We start from the raw sequence: 17,000 nt of genomic DNA, 5'->3' as shown, positions 1-17,000 counted from the left end.
AGATGACTGAAGAAAAGATGAACATATTAAAAGATAAAGTCATTGTTGTTGTGGGAGCAAGCAGTGGAATTGGTGCGGCTGTTAGCGAGTATTTTTCTGATCATGGTGCGATCACCTGTATATTTGCCAGAAGAAAAGAACGACTGGAAAAATTATGCGCTCAGGCAAAAGGAAAGAATCAAAGGATGTATTCTTATACAGGTGACGCGAGAAATTATAATGATCTTGCCAGGATGGCAGAACACATTGTCGTATGTTTCGGAAAAATAGATGTATGGATTAACTGTGCAGGACAAAATAAGGCAATTGGACGCTTATGGGATCTTGATCCGGAAAATCTGTGGATGGAAACAGAAGTGAATTTGAAAAGTGCGATGAATGGAACTCATATAGCCTTAAAATATATGTGTTTAGAAAATAATGGAACAATTCTCAATTTCTGTGGAGGGGGTGCTAGTAAAACGCATGTTTTTGCGGCAGCATATTCAACCAGCAAAGCTGCTATTGCCCGTTTTACGGAGTCGGTTGCACTGGAAATCCAGAAGGCAGGATTCAATATAGGCATATTTAGTACGAATCCTGGTCTGGTGCGTAATGAAAGAACGCTGGCCTTGTGTGAGTCAACGGAGGGCAAGACCTATATGCCGGAAATTCAGCAGGCATTTTATCAGGGAAAGGAACAATCACCGCTGACAATAGCTCATCTGGTTGAAGCGATACTGGAAGGAGAATTGAGAGGATTGAAAGGTCGATTGATTGAATGTTTTGATAGGGAAAATTTAACAGAAATGAAAAAGAACGAAAACACAGAGTGGGGTCTGTTGAGAATAATTAATTATTGTATTGGAGGGTACAAGGAAGGAACTATATATGTCTAATAAAATTAAAACAGTGAAAACTGAATATTATCGAGTGCCTTTGGAAGGAAATCTTGTAGATGCATTGCATGGAAAACATGATTTTTTTGAATTGGTTATTGCAAAGATAGAGCTTGAGGATGGAAGAAATGGAACGGGTTATACCTATACAGGAGGTTTTGGAGGAGCTGCTATCGCAAAAATTATTGAGAATGATTTAACTTCTCAGCTAGTAGGGATTGAAATGACAACACCAGACAAGATGAATGATTATATGAATCAGCATATTCATTACGTTGCAAGAGGTGGGATTGCTTCATTTGCCATTTCAGCTCTGGATATAGCATTTTGGGATATTAAATTAAAAACAGAAAATCTGGCATTGAAAGATTTAAATGGTTGTGGTGCCGATCGAGTACGTACATATTATGGTGGCATTGATTTGATGTATTCGGAAAAAGAATTGCTTAAAAATATTGAGAAACAGCTTGAGGCAGGTCACACAGCTGTGAAAATCAAACTTGGAAGAGAGAATGAAGAAGAGGATATTCAAAGAGTAAAAGCTGTTCGAAATCTGATTGGTCCGGAAGCATTATTTATGGTGGATGCCAATATGGTATGGTCGGTGCCGAAAGCGATCAGAATGGCAAAACGATTAGAAGAATATAATATTGGATGGTTGGAAGAGCCAACAAATCCAGATGATTATGAGGGATATGCTAAAATCGGACAGGCGACAACCATTCCGATTGCAATGGGTGAAAATCTGCATACTATCTATGAACATGAGCTGGCAATGAAGATTGGAAGAATTAGTTGTCCGATACCGGATTGTTCTAATGTGTGTGGAATTACAGGATTTTTAAAAGTCGCAAAACTTGCGGAAGAGTATTCGGTTAAGGTTCATTCACACGGTATGCAGGAATTACATGCCAATGTGCTTGGAGCATTGCAGAATCGAGGATATGTTGAGTTTCACAGTTTTCCTATTTATAAGTATACAGTTAATCCGTTGTGCGTAAAAAATGGTTATCTAGAGACATGTAAAAACCCTGGAATGGGTGTTGAATTTGACTATGAAAAATTGAAAGCATATCGTGTGAAATAAAGTTGTAAATGGTAAGTGGGATAAACAGAGAAGGTAAACATAGGAGAGAGTAGCATGGAATTAAAATTAAGATCAGAAAAAGAATGTATGTTTGATGCAGTTTCACTCGGAGAGGTTATGCTTCGGTTAGATCCTGGTGAAGGACGGATTCGGACTGCAAGAAGTTTCAGAGCATGGGAAGGAGGCGGTGAATATAACGTAATTCGTGGCCTTCGTAAATGCTTTGGCATGAAGACAGGGGTTATTACAGCATTTGCGGAGAATGAGATTGGGATGCTTATGGAAGATTTTATTCTTCAGGGCGGAGTAGATACCTCGCTGATCAAGTGGATGAAAACCGACGGAATAGGAAGAATCTGCAGGAATGGTTTGAATTTTACAGAAAGAGGATTTGGAATCCGTGGAGCAGTAGGGTGCTCAGACAGAGCGAATACGGCAATATCGAAAGCATCTCCGGAAGATTTTGATTTTGATTATATCTTTGGGAAACTGGGTGTGCGCTGGCTGCATACCGGCGGCATTTATGCAGCTTTATCAGAACAGTCATGTAAAACGGTACTGGAAGCTATAAAGACAGCCAAAAAATATGGAACTGTTGTTTCTTATGATTTGAATTATCGCCCGTCTATGTGGAGTGCAATCGGTGGAATTGAAAAAGCACAGGAAGTGAATAAAGAAATTGCCAAATACGTGGATGTTATGATTGGGAATGAAGAAGATTTTACTGCTTGTCTGGGATTTAATATTGAAGGAAATGATGAAAATCTACAGACATTAAATCTGGATGGCTATAAAAAAATGATTAATGAGGCAGCCAAAACATATCCGAATTTTAAAGCGGTTGCAACAACTTTACGGGAAGTAAAGACAGCGACAGTGAATGACTGGAGCGCAATCTGTTGGGCTGATGGTCAGATTTATAAAGCCAGAGATTATAAAGGATTAGAAATCATGGATCGTGTTGGCGGTGGAGATTCTTTTGCTTCCGGATTGATATACGGATTAATGATGACTCAGGATGCTGCACTGGCAGTAGAATATGGAGCAGCACACGGTGCGCTTGCCATGACAACACCTGGTGATACTACCATGGCGAGAAAAAAAGAAGTAGAGGCAATTATGGGAGGAGCAGGCGCTCGTGTGCAGCGTTAATAATTTTCTGATATGTTGTAAATTTATGACTCTAGTGGGAGGAATATTCGGTGAAAACTGTAGAAGAACAATTTTATGAGTTTGGTGTAGTACCGGTTGTTGTATTGGATGATGTAAAGGACGCATTACCTTTAGCAGAGGCATTAATAAGAGGTGGGTTAAAATGTGCAGAAGTGACTTTTCGTACAGAAGCAGCTGAGGAATCAATTCGCCTGATTAGTAAAAAATATCCGGAAATGTTGGTAGGAGCAGGAACTGTATTATCCATTGAACAGGTAGATAGAGCGGTATTTGCAGGTGCCAAATTTATTGTGAGTCCGGGATTCGATCCGGAAATAGTGGATTATTGTATCAAAAAAGATATTCCGGTGTTTCCTGGCTGTATCACTCCTTCTGAAGTGGCGCAGGCTGTAAAACGAGGATTAAAAGTTTTAAAATTCTTTCCGGCGGAACAGGCAGGAGGAATTGCAATGATTAAAGCAATGGCTGCACCTTATACGATGGTAAAATTTATGCCTACAGGAGGAATTAATTCTAAAAATCTGAAAAATTATTTAGAATTTGGAAAAATTATTTGTTGTGGTGGTAGTTGGATGGTGAATAGTAAACTGATAAAAGAAGGAGCATTTGAGCAAATTTATCAGTTGACGAAAGAAGCAGTTGATCTGGTAGCTGCAATTCGTGAAGAAAATTGATTTGGAATGAATATAAGATTGTGGAATTTGCAATTCAATGAAGCAGTCGATGGATATAACACTATTTATTTCTGATATTATGTAAACGCAATTTTTGCGTTTACAATATTATTAGATATGAGTATAGTATAGAAATATAAAAAGTGTCATAAATGGGTTTTGAAAACTGATTTATGACACTTTTTATCTATAGAGGAAGTTTAATAGAGTTTTCACGAAATTCTTTTGGAGTGCAGTTGGCTTCTTTTTTAAAGATTTTGGTAAAGTAATTATAATCAGGTATCCCAACTAGTTCAGCAATTTCATATATATGGAGATCTGTGTCAGAAAGATACTGTTTGGCCTTTTGAATGCGCAGTTGACGAACATGTTGCATAATACCGACTCCGTAAAACTTTTTAGAAAGATTACAAAATGTGGTTCTATGAAAATTAAATTTTGTAGATAACTGGTTTATGTTTAAATTATCTTTAAGATGTTCCAGAATATAATTATCAATTAAAATTGCCAGCTTGTTTTGATTTAAAAAAAGGTATTCGGCATGTGATAAGTAATATGAAGTATATTCATAAAACGTGTAGTAGATGTAATAATATCCTTTGTAACTATTTTTTTATTATGTAATGTTGATTTTAATTGTTTGAGATCTACTGATGTACTGGATATATGGGGATATTGTCTTATAAAATTTTCATAGCTTATATTTTGCGTAAAAATTTGTCCGCACATTAAATATCCGATAATTGAACTATTAGTTTTTATAGGGACTATGATTTCTATAAGCCCAAGGTGACATTGATAGACATAGGAATGACCATGAGATTTGCAATGTTGAAAAGAGTGATAATCACATTGCTGGCATTGCAGATTGAGTGATTCATCAGATCGAATAGTTTTACAAAAATTTGATAGACGGGAAGGATATGATAGTATTTCGTGAAAATGATTATCAAATAAACCAATCCGAAACTTTGTGATGCATTCAAAATCGATAAGTATGTGAGACATTTCATTAAGAGGCTCCTTTTGGAGCCCTATGGAAGTCCAGATTTTGTCCGCACCTCCCCCCTCGGGTATGGAGTAACGTCTTATCGTATAAGAATCCTATTTACAGATTTTTCTTCATTCCTTCTTTTTGACGTTTAATATATTTTGCAATATTAGCAAGTTCAGGACCACATATTTCAAAGAAACGGCGATATCCCTCACAAAAATAATTGTAATATGTTCCGGTCATTTCGTCTTTTATTCTGCTTCTTCTGCATCCAGATCTACAAAGGGGGAGATATTTGCATTGCAGACATTTTTTGTGTAGCTTTTTTGATTGCATTACAAAATCTTTTGCTTTGTTTGATTCAAAAAAATCCGTAATCTGATCGGTGTTGAAGTTTCCTAATTTATATTCATCTATGACGTAAAAATCACAGGGATATACACTGCCGTCAGCTTCTGTTACGCATTGTACACTACAGATTCCCCGTTGTTCACAGGATTCAGGGGGATATCCCAATAATATACCTATATAATTCTCAAATTGTCGAATATATGGAGCTCTGTTTCTCCTCCAATCTTTATACCATAATTGGAACAAATCAATTAAGAATTGCCCATAAATCTCAGGCGTAAGAGAATATTCTTTTTGACCTTGCTGTTCCCCCAGAGGGTCAAGGCAAAGGATATATTGTTGATAGTTCCAGCCGTTTTCTCGGTACTCTTTGTAAATTTGTTTGATGTTTTCTGCAACTTGGCGATTTACTACCGTCAAGATATTATATTCTACGTTGTATTTTTCAAGTAATTTGATGTTTTCTCTTATTCTGTGATAAGTCCCCTGCTCATTTTTGTCATGACGATACAAATTGTGGACAGACTCTATTCCGTCTACAGATACTCCTACTAAAAAGTTATGCTTTTTGAAAAAAGAACACCAGTTTTCATCTATACATAAACCATTTGTCTGTAATGAATTTAAAATAGAGCAGTGGTGAGTGTTATATTGATTTTCCAATTCGATTACTTTTTCAAAAAAGTCCTGACCGCGTAAAGTAGGCTCCCCACCTTGAAATGCAAAGCAGACATTTTTTACGTTTTGCCTCAATACTTTGCGAATAATGTTTTTTATTGTTTTTTCTTCCATCATTCCATAAGATGGAATGTTCCGTTTGGTAGCTTCATCACAGTAAAAGCAGTAATCACATCTCATATTACAGAGTCCGGACGCCGGTTTTATGAGAATATTTTGTAACATATTATTTCTCTCCTGAAGCAATTTTTTTACATAATTCCTTTAATAGTTTCAACTCATCAGACATTATTTTCTGGCGATGCCAAATGACATATGCTTTACGTTTAAGTTCTTCATCCTGGAGTTTCCTTAATTCAATTCTGCCCGCTTCAAAATCTTGTTGGACCAATTTCTCGGGCAGTATGGATATACCAATTCCTTTCGATACAGCGTTAATTAATGCTTGTGGGTTGGCGCTTTCCCAAGTGGGATTCACTTCAATTTCATGAATTGCAAATATGTGATCTAAAAAAGTTCGCGTTGCACTTCCTTTTTCCCGCAATAATAGAGGAAACTGTGAAATGTCTTTCATATAAATTCTTTTTTTACCAGATAGATAATGATCTTTTGGCAAAATTAAACGCATGTAATCAGTAGCTAAATATTCCTTATCCAGGTAGTCTGCGCTGACATTTTCTTCAACTAAAGCAAAGTCCAAACGATTGTCTAATATTTTTTGTTGTATATCAGAACTCTTCGAAACAACAACTTTTACCTGTACCGTAGGACATATCCTATTAAATTGAGACACAACATTCGGGAGCATAAAATTGCCTATAGTCATTGTACTTCCGATATTTAATATTTTGCATCTGCCATTATGTCTGAGTGTGCTGTCTAATTCATCCAAGGAGTCAAGAATATAGCATGCCCTTGTATATAATTCATCTGCTAGTGGAGTTCGATATAAACGATGATTTAAGCGATCAAACAGACACACGCCATAATCATTTTCTAAATCCTGGATTGATCGTGTAACTGCCGGCTGCGCTATATGCAGGATTTTTGCCGCTTTTGTGACACTCATATTCTGATATACGATGACAAAAATTTTCAAATGTCTAATATTCATATGGATCTCTTTAATATTATGTAATTTATGTTATATATATAATAATATAATAGCATTTTACTTATTAGCTGACAAGTGGTAATATGAGAACAGGAGGAAAAATAAATATGAATAAAAACTCAAAAAAATACATATTATTAAAACTTTTTTTCACTACTATTTATATTAGTACGTTTACCTTTGGTGGTGGATTTGTAATTATTACATTTATGAAGAAAAAATTTGTGGATGAATTACATTGGATTGATGAAGAGGAAATGCTTGATTTGACGGCCATTGCACAATCTTCCCCTGGCGCGATTGCCGTAAACGCAGCTATATTAGTTGGATGGAAAACAGGTGGGCTTCCCGGTATGGTTGTGGCGGTAATAGGAACAATAATTCCACCTATGGTTATTCTTACTATCATTTCATTTTTCTACGTTGCATTTGCAACTAATACCTACATTGCGCTTATTTTAAAGGGGATGCAGGCAGGTGTTGCTGCAGTGATACTTGATGTAGTATGCAGTTTGGGAGCTAATGTTATAAAGCAGAAAAACTGGATTCACTATATTATTTTAATAGCTGCTTTTGTTGCTACATTCATCTTTCAGATAAATGTTATTTATATCATTATAATATCAGCCTTCGTAGGAGTCATTATAGCGGTCGTAGAACAGAGGAAAGGAAATGCATCATGATATATTTACAGATGTTTTTAAGTTTTTTACAAGTTGGAATGTTTAGCATTGGCGGGGGTTATGCAGCTATGCCGTTGATTCAAAATCAAGTGGTGACAAGTCATAATTGGCTTACAATGAATGAATTTACTGATTTGATTACAATTGCGGAAATGACACCGGGGCCTATCGCAGTAAATTCTGCTACTTTTGTTGGCGTTAGGATTGCCGGTATTCCGGGAGCTCTTATTGCTACTTTCGGTTGTATTCTTCCGTCTTGTCTAATCGTGTCTATTTTGGCATATGTCTATTTTCGCTATAAAAATATGTCAGGCCTTCAATGTGTACTTGCAAGCCTTCGACCGGCAGTGGTTGCACTCATTGCATCTGCTGGCCTATCAATTTTGGAGTTGGTTGTTTTTCAAGGAAAGTCTATTGATTTGACCCATATTAATTGGATAGGTGTGATACTGTTTTTAGTAGCGTTTATTGTTTTGAGAAAATGGAAATGTAATCCTATATTGGTAATGTGCTGTTGCGGGATTATAGGATTGGGGATGAATCTTTTACTGATATAAATTTGTTCAGTTATGCTACCAGCTTTATATCCGTGTCATGCAGTGTGACGAAAAAATATGCACAGAGTCAGGTCTATGTGAGAGGATCCCTATAGTTTCAGGTGGTCTGGATGCTGTATGCGAAACTTTTGGATCAGGTGTGTTAATAAACGGAAAAATACGAGAACAGGGCGGCCAGGAGGGAGAAATCAGTATTTGTATTGATTCTTATAAATCAGACCCCGTTCAATCTTTGGCTGCCATGTAGTACCAAATTGCTGGCTGCTTTAGGGAGGAACCACTGGTGGTAGAGTAATGTGCTGGTTTGAACAGAAGTTTGGTGAATATGAGATGTCAGAAGAATTAAAAAGGGGAAAAATTCATTCGGTTTATTGAATGATATCGCAGAAAAAGTTCCAGCAAGATGCGATGAACTTATATATATATATGGAGAGCATTTGCCTATTTGGAATTCGAAAGAAAAGGTAGTATATTCCTGTCTTTGACAGTTGAACAAAGAAAAATTACTGTATTCCTAGGACCGTTTTATCCTGGGACAGCCGCTATGAGGCAGTTGAGGCGGTCCAACGCTCTACTGTAAGATATATGGAAGAATTGGAAGCAGAGCTTTCGTCCATTCCTAGTTATAAAGAACCGGAGAATGTAAAAAAAGAGAAAGAATCTTTAAAAAGCCGGACAGATCCAGAGTGTGGCTATATCCATCAGGTTTGTAAAAAGGGGCTGAGTTATCTGGCGGATATGATATAGGAACGATACACAGAGGGATGGAGTTATTAAGAGTCCAAGGTTATACAGCTATCTGTGAATATCAGAACAATGTAAAAACTGCCCGGATTTTTCAGCTTGTGCCACAGAGCTCGGTACAGTTAGGATTAATGCGAGTGCCTATTATCCTTCATTTTATCGATATAGCAAGAAAGTAGGGAGCGGTGATTATTTGAGGGTCATGCGGCTTAGGAAGATATGGGAAGAAGGAACATTCGCAGTTTTAAAACGAGAACATAAATTGAATAAAATCCAGAAAAGAGGTCTTCAGAAAGCGACAGAAGAATGTCTCTTATCGGCAACGGCATTAAATTTAAAGCGGCTGGTAAAAACGGTTTGAATAACCGAATTTACGAGCCGTTTTATGGCATTTCAAAAACATGCAGAAATAAACACTGAAAAAGTGAGTTTGTTAACAAGTCCATTTTGGGATACTCCCCCGTATCCTTGTATTTACTGGGGGGAGCGATTTTCCGTCTCTGACAATTCGTCTTTATCTTCGGTATGAATCACATTGTTTCTGAAGTAATTGCTGATGAGAGTTCCTGTTATTTAAGTCCTTTTATGCGATACATGTGGAGTGCGTGGTATTGATGTCAAGGGTTGAGAAATAGGACTATTCAAAACACTGATAAATAAAGGGTTTCTTGACATTGCATATTCTCTCGGCGACTTTGCCGGAGACACGGTAAAGTCAGGGAAAATCTGTTTATAGGTTTTCTTCTTTGTTTCTTCGTCTTCCTCGCATACCACTTGTGCATAGTTCTCTAGAATATTTGAAAGCTCACCCTTGGTAAGGATTTCTTTCCAAAGGTAGTCTGTTTTAATTCCAATCGGATTAGGTGGGTTACCTGCACCATCGTTATGACCTTTGTTAAATGGTAGAAACCAAGTTTTTTCCTTTTTAAGTTCGGTACACATGTAGACTTCGTTATCATCGACTGCAAAATGAACAAGACATCGTTTAAAATTAAATATAAGTTCCGATGGTTCGCTATCTGATTTATATTGGTGTATTGCATCTTGGACATTCTGTTTGGTTAGCTGATTTTTAAGCTCAAAAGTCATAATAGGTAATCCGTTTAAGAAAATAGTCATATCAAGTGCGCGGCGGCCATGTTGCTTAGAATATTGTAATTGCCGCGTTACACTAAATATGTTCTTTTCATATTGTTCTGAAGCCTCTTTGTTTCCGTCAGAAGGAAAACCATATATAAATCTAAGCTTTTGTGTTTGTATTTAAATGGTTTACGCAAAACCTCAACAACACCATCATCGGAGAGCTTTTTACTCAGGGGGTCTAGAAATTTCTTCTTTTCTGCTGCACTGTCCAGAATATGAAGTTCCTTTATTACTTCGGCTTGTGTATCATTCAAAAAACGAAATAATCGAACCTCATCAATTGCATAATCTTGATTGAAATCAGCGTTTATTCCTTGTTCGTAATGATTTTTTTGAAGATTTGATTCTTATACCAAAGTTGGTAATGGAAGAAATCGAGGATTCAGAGTATCGAAGTGTGTATGTTGAGCAACTCATATCTAATGGATACCCACTTTACTGGATTGATGAAACTAAATATGGAGCTTTAGTCGGTGATGAGGATATAAACCTGTACTATATTGTAGAGGCTGCGGTATCAAAAGTATCAGAATTGATGCGCTATCTTCGCAGAAATGTGCGAAAGGCCGATTTGTTAGATATGGATTCTTCGGAAGAATGGTTAAAGCAGATGTATGATGAATGGCCGATTTCGGGAAGAACCTTATCAACAGGACGAGTGCTGAAGAAGAATGCCGGAGAAATTTCACTGACGATTCTTGCGGAAGTGTTTGCATGGTATCACGATGATGTGGATACACTTATGATTTATACGCAGGATACGGATGCGCATGAGTTTCAGACAAGCGCAGAGCAAAAATTAAAGGGCAAGGAACGTCTGATACCGGATGAAATTGTTCATACAGGCGATGCAAATCATGCAGTAAACAATGCATGTGGCGGTAAAGGAAAGAACACCAGCTATGGCTATCATATGAGTGACGAGGATTTCTACATTTACATCACAAGCCACGCTTACAAGCATTACAGCGGTAGTGGTACAGGCCTGCGTACCTTATTGGATTTCTATGCCTATCTGAATGCAAAGGAAGCCACACTTGATTTTGATTATATCCAGGCAGAGTGTAAAAAACTTGGAATTGATGATTTCGAGCAGCATAACCGTATATTATGCAGGAAAGTGTTTGCACCACAACAGACATATGATCTGGCTTCCTTTAAACAGTCGTTATCGGCAGATGAATTGGAGATGCTTCAATACTATCTTTCTTCCGGCGTGTACGGAACCTTTGACCGCATGGTCGCAAACCGCATGGAGAAACAGAAAAAAGCAGATGGAAAGAAGAATCTGTCAAAGCTTAGTTACTATCGGCACAGAGTATTTCCGGGAATGGAGCTGTATGAGAATTATCCGCTACTGGTAAAGCATAAGTGGCTGATACCGGCGTATTGGTGTTACCGGATTGTGAGGTTGCTTTTTAGCAAAAAGCGAAGGGATTATGTGCTTTGTGAGGTGAAGGCTGTGGAGAAAGTGGCGGTACGTAAAAATAACACAAAGGCAAAATGATTGTCGGATAATTAAATGAAATAACAAAGAAGTTGAAAATGAGGCAGTGCCGGTTTTGGTGCTGTCTTTATTCGTTAATGAGAATAGTGCCGAAATTGAGTAATCGCCAAATGCGTCATTAGATGGTATAATATGTTCTATATAGGTATCCGAGTACAATAACTGTTAGGAAGGCTTTTACAGATGACGGATTGGCTAATGCGTAAGACAAGGTAATGGATCAGAGAAAAATCATAATTTTTGATAATAATTATTCGGAAAATGGAGGATTAAGCAATGGAACGAGTTTTTAAATTTTTAAAAGAAGCAGGAACATATTATTTAGCAACAGTAGAAGGCAATCAACCAAGAGTAAGACCTTTTGGAACAGCACATATTTTTGAAGGAAAACTTTACATACAGACAGGTAAAGTCAAAGAGGTATCAAAGCAGTTACACGCAAATTCAAAGGCAGAAATCTGTGCTTTTAAGAATGGTGAGTGGCTTCGTGTTGCTGGTGAACTGATTGAGGATGACAGAGTAGAAGCAAGACAGTCTATGCTTGATGCATATCCTTCATTACAGAAGATGTATTCTGCAGATGATGGTAATACTGAGGTGTTCTATTTTAAAAACGCAACAGCTACATTCTCATCATTTACACATGAGCCGGAAGTTGTAAAATTCTAATGACAAAAGAAGATAGCAAAGGAATACAGATTATGAATATACAGATATTTGGGACTAAGAAATGTAATGATACTAAAAAGGCTGAGCGTTTCTTTAAAGAGCGTGGCATCAAGTATCAGTTCATTGACATGAAAGAAAAAGGAATGAGCAAAGGTGAATTTAACTCTGTTGCACAGGTAAATGGTGGTCTGGAGAATATGATTAACTGGGATGGCAAAGACAAAGATTTGCTTGCACTCATTAAATATACTGCTGATGAGGACAAATCATACACCTTCTTTCAAACCTCCTCTCTTGTATTGGTGCATACAGAGAGAAGTGTATCGTTCTCTAGCAGGTGGGTCAATTTTCCCTGTTAAAACTGGGACGGTTTTAAGTATAAAAGAGGAAGTTTTGTCCCGATATTTAGTGCTTAAAGTATTCTGGTGAAGATTGCCACTTTACATTCTGGCTTGAAGTGGATATAACAAGTAAAAGAATATATGTTCGCATTGTGGAGGCGAAGGATGTGGAACGTATAATATTGCACAGTGATGCGAATTGCTTCTATGCCAGTGTAGAAATGCTATACCATCCGGAATATGCCGGGTGTCCCCTGGCTGTAGGCGGGGATCCGGAAGCCAGGCATGGGATTATATTGACCGCCAATTATATTGCAAAGAAAAAGGGGATAAAGACTGGACAGGCACTCTGGCAGGCAAAAATGGCCTGTCCGGATCTTGTGATTGTTCCACCCCGGATGGATCTGTATCTGAAGTTTTCTTCTATGTTAAGGGAAATCTATGGAGAGTATACGAATCTGGTTGAACCGTATGGATGTGATGAAGCCTGGTTAGACGTTACGGACAGCACAGTTTTAAAAGGGGGAGGAAGAAAAATCGCAGAGGAGATAAGCAGGAGGGTGAAAAGAGAACTGGGAATTACAGTTAGTATTGGGATTTCCTGGAATAAGATTTTTGCCAAGCTTGGAAGTGATTACAAAAAGCCTGATGGGATTACGGCATTTACGAAGGAAAATTACAAAGAACTGCTCTGGAGACTTCCGGCTGCAGATCTTTTGTACGTCGGACGTTCTACCAGAAATACATTAAACTGTTATGGAATTAAAACAATTGGCGAGCTTGCCCTGTCGGATCCTAAATTTCTGGAACGTTTATTGGGAAAAATGGGTCTGGTGCTTTATACTTTTGCAAATGGATGGGATGAGTCGTCAGTATCACCCCAGGGATATGAAGCACCTGTTAAATCTATTGGCAATAGTACCACGACTCCCAGGGACTTGGAAAATAACCTGGATGTGCAGATTGTATTGATGGCGTTAGCGGAAAGTGTTGCAGCCAGGCTTCGAAAACATGGGTTTAAATGCAAGGTAGTATCCATCAGTATCCGGGATAATGGGTTATATTCTTTTTCCCGGCAGAAAAAGCTGGAGCGTCCTACGGACATTACAAATGAGATTATGAAAGCTGCAAACGAGCTCTTTCAGGAACATTATAACTGGCAGCATCCGATCAGAAGCCTGGGCGTTCGTGTAGAAAGTCTGGTATTATCCGATATTCCTATACAGCTTGACTTATTTGTGAGCGAGGAACAACGAGAAAAACAGGAGAAAATGGATCAGGCGGTGGATGAAATCCGTAGACAGTTTGGCTATTTCAGTGTGCAAAAAGCTTTTATGTATCAGGATAAAGCTCTTGCAAGTCTGGATGCACAAAGTTCCCACACGGTTCATCCGATAGGGTATTTTAATGGGAGGTAATTGGTAAATGGAAAATGCAAAAGTATATGTGGATGTCCTTGTCAATTTTGACAACGATGGAACTATGAGCCCGGTGGACTTTATCTGGGAAGACGGGGAAAAATATCATGTGGACCGTATCTTTGCAAGGGAGCGCTGTGCTAGTCGAAAAGCAGGTGGAACCGGAATTTGTTACACCATAATGGTGAATGGAAAAGAGAGCCATTTATACTATGAATTTGATAAATGGTTTATGGAGAGACGCTGCTCCTGATACGTGAAGCTGCAGACTGTCAGAGAAAATGGAAATACAATATATGGAAATATGCAATTGACACGCACTATATATTGTGCTATTCTATAATCGAATTATCGTTTATGCATAGCACTCTATGCAGGGAAATTTAGTTCTGGTGCGAATCAGAAGCAATCATTTGAGACAATAGATCTGGAAAATATAGAAAGACATCAAAAACCTGGAATGGATTTTTGGTGTCTTTTTTTGTTGTCAAAAATTCCAGAATCCAAGCTAAGGGCGCAAATACGAAGGAAAGGAGTTACTGGATAATTCAAAAAAATATAAGCATATCGGAGGAGGAACATGGAACAGAAAACTTTGGAATACGAAGGAAGTCTGTGCAAAGAAGAACTCATTTTGAAAGTGGATTCTTATCGTTGCAAAAACAGGCTTTTTATCGCAATGGTCAAGAAAAAAGATCAGGAAGAGGAACTATATGACATTTTAACAGTAAGCTTGCCAGGTGAGAATATAAAAATAAACGAAGCATTTATCTCAGATTTTGAGTGCAAGTATAAGCTTTCGTTTATCCGAAAATACAAGCTTGGAGAAGTGCTGCAAAGAGTGGGGCATTCTGGATTTTGTGATTATCGGCTGGTGCGTTTTGATTTGGAAAAACTGGAAGAATATGATCGGGAAGGCGTAAAAAAGTTTCTTGCAGAACAGGAAGGAGGACATGCATAAATGGAAAATGCCGGAAACCGAAAAACTTTAGAGCTATAAAGAGGGTGATGGCATAAAAGATGAAGAGTATGCAGGCTATTATTGCCTGGTACTGGCAATTGTCTGCGGACTAAATGCAGCGGAGGCCTGGAAAATCTATCAATATGGACCGGATCATCCGTTAAGTAAAAAAATCCTGAAGCATAAGATCAGGGATTCCTCTCTGAAAAAGCTGAAGAAAAAAGAGCAGGAAAAAATGATGAAAAAGCTGTTTCTGGAAGGATACAGTAAAAATGCAATTGCAGAAGCGTTTGAATGCTTACCGGAAACCGTAACAGCAAGAATCAAAAGAGCAGAGGAGGATATGAATGGAACATAGAAATATAAATACAGTTGGAACGATATTTAATGACTTTTTAGGCTTGTACACAGGAGAAAGACCTATTGGGATCCAGGAGCTGATCCAAAAATATGACAGGCATCCGGTTCTGATGGGATTGTTGTCCAATGTGGATTCTGTTATTTATGTGGATGTCAAAAAGGCCATGTATGAGATCTATCCATTTTACAAGAAATACAGACATCGTGCATTGGATGATAGTGTGTGGAAAGACATTGTTGAGAGTGCGGAGGCCCTTGAAAAGAAGTGGAATGGAAACCTTTGGGTACGCCGGGTAATACTGAATCTGGTGAATGAGCTTGATAAGGAATCCCAGGAAGTGCAAAGAGAGGCAGCTGGCGGAAAGGCAGAAAATCATGCATCCAAAGCAGCATAATGATGGGAGGAACTTTATATGCTGGAAAGACTTGCAAAAAGTAAAGAGGAATTAAATATTCTGGCTGAGCATTACCGGACCTGTCAAAATGTAGCGGCAATTGAAAGGCTTGCGAAAGAGCATGCTATTCCGAAGGAGGACACGGATGCATTTATAGCAGGAAAAAGCTGCTGCCTGTTGAAAGTTCCATTAATGGGGCAATCCGGTTCAGTAACCGAAAAACTGACAGAAGAAATGCTTCTTTTGCAGGATTCCGGGTATGCGACCGTGCTTGGCACGTATCTTTTAGACCTTGCCAGAAAAGATCCTGTTATGAAAGATGTGATCCTCCAGCCTCATAAGACGCTGAGACACTGTCTCGAATATGTCCATGAAAAAGCATATGAGACGGCGCTGGAAAAGGCAAAGAAAGAGGGAAAAACTGGTGTGGGGCAAAATGCTGGTATAGTGATTGGCTCTACAGAGGTATTTGCCTGGGGAATAGACTATTACCTGTTGGACGACCGTAAAGACATGGAGAAAAAAGCACAGGAAGAAAAAGATACAATAAAGAAAGCCTGGAAAAGAGCGGAATCAATCAGGACAGTGTCAGCAAAATCAAAAGATTCAGATACGAAGAAAGATGTTTCGGAAGAGGCAAAGGTGGCAGCAAAGCCAGCAGCGCAAAAGAAAGAAGAACCGGAGCAGCTTTCTTTATTTAATTTAGGAGCCTGAATATGATTGCATACAAAGGGTTTGAAAAAAATTTAAGTTGCAGGGGTTATCAATTCAAACGATATGGGATCAATGAGACAACGGAGGCAAATTGCAGACAAAATGGATTCCATTGTGCGGAAAATCCGCTGGATTGTCTTGTTCACTATCCGAATTGGAGAAACTCCAGGTATTTTGTAGTGAAAGCATTTGGAGATCTGGATGAAGATGACCGGGATACCAAAATCTCGTGCACCAAGATGGAACTGAAGGAGGAACTGGATTTTTCAATGCTTTTACTACGGGGAGCTGCGTATATGGCAATACATCCGGACCGCCCATGGTGCAGCCTGGTTTGCAAAGAAACAGGTGTGGGCAATAATGGATTCGTAATTGTACGCGGCAAACAACCAAAAGCAAAAGGAAGGAAAAATGATCTTCTTATTCTTGTCCAGGAAGAGCCTGACAGCAATGAGATTATATATGTAAACCAGCTCTGTGTGGATGGCATAAGACATAAGGAAAATGAATGGTACGGAATTGCAGATTGAAAATTGGATGCTGGATCAGCGGTCATAGA

General features: G+C 38.3%; 21 protein-coding genes. 17 read left to right on the top strand and 4 right to left on the bottom strand.

Annotation, left to right across the window (positions count from 1 at the left end; translation table 11 throughout):
• Positions 1–2: 2 nt before the first annotated feature.
• Genes DWZ38_RS14415 through eda form a run of 4 tightly spaced genes read left to right on the top strand, consistent with a single transcriptional unit; the run spans position 3 to position 3,812 of the window.
• The gene (locus DWZ38_RS14415; protein WP_117853690.1) at positions 3–878 is read left to right on the top strand and encodes an SDR family oxidoreductase; all 876 of its coding nucleotides are present in this window, start codon (positions 3–5) and stop codon (positions 876–878) included.
• On the top strand, positions 871–1,965 hold the full coding sequence (locus tag DWZ38_RS14410) for a mandelate racemase/muconate lactonizing enzyme family protein (protein ID WP_117853687.1): 1,095 nt from the start codon (positions 871–873) through the stop codon (positions 1,963–1,965). The genes DWZ38_RS14415 and DWZ38_RS14410 overlap by 8 nt, the downstream gene beginning before the upstream one ends.
• Before the next feature lie 54 nt (positions 1,966–2,019).
• Entirely contained in the window at positions 2,020–3,117 is a 1,098-nt protein-coding gene (locus tag DWZ38_RS14405) for a sugar kinase (RefSeq protein ID WP_117853685.1), read from the top strand.
• Between the two features lie 50 nt (positions 3,118–3,167).
• On the top strand, positions 3,168–3,812 hold the full coding sequence (gene eda / locus DWZ38_RS14400; RefSeq protein ID WP_117853683.1) for a bifunctional 4-hydroxy-2-oxoglutarate aldolase/2-dehydro-3-deoxy-phosphogluconate aldolase: 645 nt from the start codon (positions 3,168–3,170) through the stop codon (positions 3,810–3,812).
• Between the two features lie 1,108 nt (positions 3,813–4,920).
• Here the strand turns inward: eda and DWZ38_RS14385 are convergent.
• Together DWZ38_RS14385 and DWZ38_RS14380 are read right to left on the bottom strand one after the other, a co-directional pair.
• Positions 4,921–6,060, bottom strand: coding sequence for an anaerobic sulfatase maturase (locus tag DWZ38_RS14385; protein WP_117853676.1), 1,140 nt, complete (start codon positions 6,058–6,060; stop codon positions 4,921–4,923).
• 1 nt (position 6,061) lies between these two features.
• The gene (locus DWZ38_RS14380) at positions 6,062–6,949 is read right to left on the bottom strand and encodes a LysR family transcriptional regulator (protein ID WP_117853673.1); all 888 of its coding nucleotides are present in this window, start codon (positions 6,947–6,949) and stop codon (positions 6,062–6,064) included.
• A 107-nt stretch (positions 6,950–7,056) separates the two neighbouring features.
• On the opposite strand from DWZ38_RS14380, the gene DWZ38_RS14375 reads away from it, so the two are divergent.
• The 3 genes from DWZ38_RS14375 to DWZ38_RS22495 all read left to right on the top strand — a co-directional run bounded on the left by DWZ38_RS14375 (position 7,057) and on the right by DWZ38_RS22495 (position 8,936).
• Positions 7,057–7,632 carry a chromate transporter gene (locus DWZ38_RS14375; protein WP_117627932.1) on the top strand — a complete coding sequence of 192 codons (576 nt, stop codon included), beginning with the start codon at positions 7,057–7,059 and terminating at the stop codon, positions 7,630–7,632.
• Positions 7,629–8,189, top strand: coding sequence for a chromate transporter (locus tag DWZ38_RS14370; protein WP_117627931.1), 561 nt, complete (start codon positions 7,629–7,631; stop codon positions 8,187–8,189). The genes DWZ38_RS14375 and DWZ38_RS14370 overlap by 4 nt, the downstream gene beginning before the upstream one ends.
• A 585-nt stretch (positions 8,190–8,774) precedes the next feature.
• Positions 8,775–8,936 (top strand): hypothetical protein, encoded by a 162-nt coding sequence (locus DWZ38_RS22495; protein WP_178105345.1) that lies wholly within the window; start codon positions 8,775–8,777, stop codon positions 8,934–8,936.
• 570 nt (positions 8,937–9,506) lie between these two features.
• On the opposite strand, the gene DWZ38_RS14360 is transcribed toward DWZ38_RS22495, so the two are convergent.
• Both DWZ38_RS14360 and DWZ38_RS22840 read right to left on the bottom strand, forming a co-directional pair.
• Positions 9,507–10,112 carry a type I restriction endonuclease gene (locus tag DWZ38_RS14360; protein WP_243000285.1) on the bottom strand — a complete coding sequence of 202 codons (606 nt, stop codon included), beginning with the start codon at positions 10,110–10,112 and terminating at the stop codon, positions 9,507–9,509.
• Positions 10,100–10,330, bottom strand: coding sequence for a hypothetical protein (locus tag DWZ38_RS22840; protein WP_243000274.1), 231 nt, complete (start codon positions 10,328–10,330; stop codon positions 10,100–10,102). The genes DWZ38_RS14360 and DWZ38_RS22840 overlap by 13 nt, the downstream gene beginning before the upstream one ends.
• A gap of 110 nt (positions 10,331–10,440) precedes the next feature.
• Here DWZ38_RS22840 and DWZ38_RS14355 point away from each other — a divergent pair, with 110 nt between their 5' ends.
• The 10 genes from DWZ38_RS14355 (at position 10,441) to DWZ38_RS14310 (ending at position 16,971) form a co-directional block, all read left to right on the top strand.
• Entirely contained in the window at positions 10,441–11,583 is a 1,143-nt protein-coding gene (locus DWZ38_RS14355) for a nucleotidyltransferase family protein (RefSeq protein WP_117853669.1), read from the top strand.
• Between the two features lie 276 nt (positions 11,584–11,859).
• On the top strand, positions 11,860–12,252 hold the full coding sequence (locus DWZ38_RS14350) for a pyridoxamine 5'-phosphate oxidase family protein (protein ID WP_117853666.1): 393 nt from the start codon (positions 11,860–11,862) through the stop codon (positions 12,250–12,252).
• Between the two features lie 32 nt (positions 12,253–12,284).
• Positions 12,285–12,611 (top strand): ArsC family transcriptional regulator, encoded by a 327-nt coding sequence (locus DWZ38_RS14345; protein ID WP_243000284.1) that lies wholly within the window; start codon positions 12,285–12,287, stop codon positions 12,609–12,611.
• Positions 12,612–12,760: 149 nt separating this feature from the next.
• Positions 12,761–14,011 carry a DNA polymerase IV gene (gene dinB, locus DWZ38_RS14340; protein WP_117853663.1) on the top strand — a complete coding sequence of 417 codons (1,251 nt, stop codon included), beginning with the start codon at positions 12,761–12,763 and terminating at the stop codon, positions 14,009–14,011.
• Positions 14,012–14,018: 7 nt separating this feature from the next.
• Complete coding sequence (locus tag DWZ38_RS14335) at positions 14,019–14,264, top strand: hypothetical protein (RefSeq protein ID WP_117853661.1); 246 nt, start codon at positions 14,019–14,021, stop codon at positions 14,262–14,264.
• Between the two features lie 327 nt (positions 14,265–14,591).
• Positions 14,592–14,972: a DUF4313 domain-containing protein gene (locus DWZ38_RS14330; protein ID WP_117853658.1), complete on the top strand. Its 381-nt coding sequence runs from the start codon at positions 14,592–14,594 to the stop codon at positions 14,970–14,972.
• Between the two features lie 235 nt (positions 14,973–15,207).
• On the top strand, positions 15,208–15,330 hold the full coding sequence (locus tag DWZ38_RS23155; RefSeq protein WP_264295764.1) for a hypothetical protein: 123 nt from the start codon (positions 15,208–15,210) through the stop codon (positions 15,328–15,330).
• Positions 15,320–15,727, top strand: coding sequence for a hypothetical protein (locus tag DWZ38_RS14320; protein WP_117853653.1), 408 nt, complete (start codon positions 15,320–15,322; stop codon positions 15,725–15,727). Before DWZ38_RS23155 ends, DWZ38_RS14320 begins: the two co-directional genes overlap by 11 nt.
• A gap of 18 nt (positions 15,728–15,745) precedes the next feature.
• The gene (locus DWZ38_RS14315) at positions 15,746–16,441 is read left to right on the top strand and encodes a Cas9 inhibitor AcrIIA9 family protein (RefSeq protein WP_117853650.1); all 696 of its coding nucleotides are present in this window, start codon (positions 15,746–15,748) and stop codon (positions 16,439–16,441) included.
• A 2-nt stretch (positions 16,442–16,443) separates the two neighbouring features.
• The gene (locus DWZ38_RS14310) at positions 16,444–16,971 is read left to right on the top strand and encodes a hypothetical protein (RefSeq protein ID WP_117853648.1); all 528 of its coding nucleotides are present in this window, start codon (positions 16,444–16,446) and stop codon (positions 16,969–16,971) included.
• Positions 16,972–17,000: the final 29 nt, after the last annotated feature.

This window comes from Ruminococcus sp. AF31-8BH (assembly GCF_003460605.1).
GTDB classification, from domain to species: Bacteria; Bacillota; Clostridia; order Lachnospirales; family Lachnospiraceae; genus Blautia_A; species Blautia_A acetigignens.
The sequence above is the reverse complement of the archived record's forward strand: the minus strand, read 5'-3'. Positions and strand labels throughout refer to the sequence as shown.

Excerpts from the sequence above, each read along its gene's own strand:
- DWZ38_RS14405 (WP_117853685.1), top strand. The coding sequence starts at position 2,020 with ATGGAATTAAAATTAAGATCAGAAAAAGAATGTATGTTTGATGCAGTT.
- DWZ38_RS14385 (WP_117853676.1), bottom strand. The coding sequence starts at position 6,060 with ATGTTACAAAATATTCTCATAAAACCGGCGTCCGGACTCTGTAATATG.
- DWZ38_RS14315 (WP_117853650.1), top strand. The coding sequence starts at position 15,746 with ATGCTGGAAAGACTTGCAAAAAGTAAAGAGGAATTAAATATTCTGGCT.
- DWZ38_RS14410 (WP_117853687.1), top strand. The coding sequence starts at position 871 with ATGTCTAATAAAATTAAAACAGTGAAAACTGAATATTATCGAGTGCCT.
- DWZ38_RS14345 (WP_243000284.1), top strand. The coding sequence starts at position 12,285 with ATGAATATACAGATATTTGGGACTAAGAAATGTAATGATACTAAAAAG.
- DWZ38_RS14415 (WP_117853690.1), top strand. The coding sequence starts at position 3 with ATGACTGAAGAAAAGATGAACATATTAAAAGATAAAGTCATTGTTGTT.
- DWZ38_RS14310 (WP_117853648.1), top strand. The coding sequence starts at position 16,444 with ATGATTGCATACAAAGGGTTTGAAAAAAATTTAAGTTGCAGGGGTTAT.
- DWZ38_RS14320 (WP_117853653.1), top strand. The coding sequence starts at position 15,320 with ATGGAACATAGAAATATAAATACAGTTGGAACGATATTTAATGACTTT.
- DWZ38_RS14355 (WP_117853669.1), top strand. The coding sequence starts at position 10,441 with ATGGAAGAAATCGAGGATTCAGAGTATCGAAGTGTGTATGTTGAGCAA.
- DWZ38_RS14335 (WP_117853661.1), top strand. The coding sequence starts at position 14,019 with ATGGAAAATGCAAAAGTATATGTGGATGTCCTTGTCAATTTTGACAAC.
- DWZ38_RS23155 (WP_264295764.1), top strand. The coding sequence starts at position 15,208 with ATGATGAAAAAGCTGTTTCTGGAAGGATACAGTAAAAATGCAATTGCA.
- DWZ38_RS14370 (WP_117627931.1), top strand. The coding sequence starts at position 7,629 with ATGATATATTTACAGATGTTTTTAAGTTTTTTACAAGTTGGAATGTTT.
- DWZ38_RS22495 (WP_178105345.1), top strand. The coding sequence starts at position 8,775 with ATGGAAGAATTGGAAGCAGAGCTTTCGTCCATTCCTAGTTATAAAGAA.
- DWZ38_RS14375 (WP_117627932.1), top strand. The coding sequence starts at position 7,057 with ATGAATAAAAACTCAAAAAAATACATATTATTAAAACTTTTTTTCACT.
- DWZ38_RS14330 (WP_117853658.1), top strand. The coding sequence starts at position 14,592 with ATGGAACAGAAAACTTTGGAATACGAAGGAAGTCTGTGCAAAGAAGAA.
- DWZ38_RS14380 (WP_117853673.1), bottom strand. The coding sequence starts at position 6,949 with ATGAATATTAGACATTTGAAAATTTTTGTCATCGTATATCAGAATATG.
- DWZ38_RS14350 (WP_117853666.1), top strand. The coding sequence starts at position 11,860 with ATGGAACGAGTTTTTAAATTTTTAAAAGAAGCAGGAACATATTATTTA.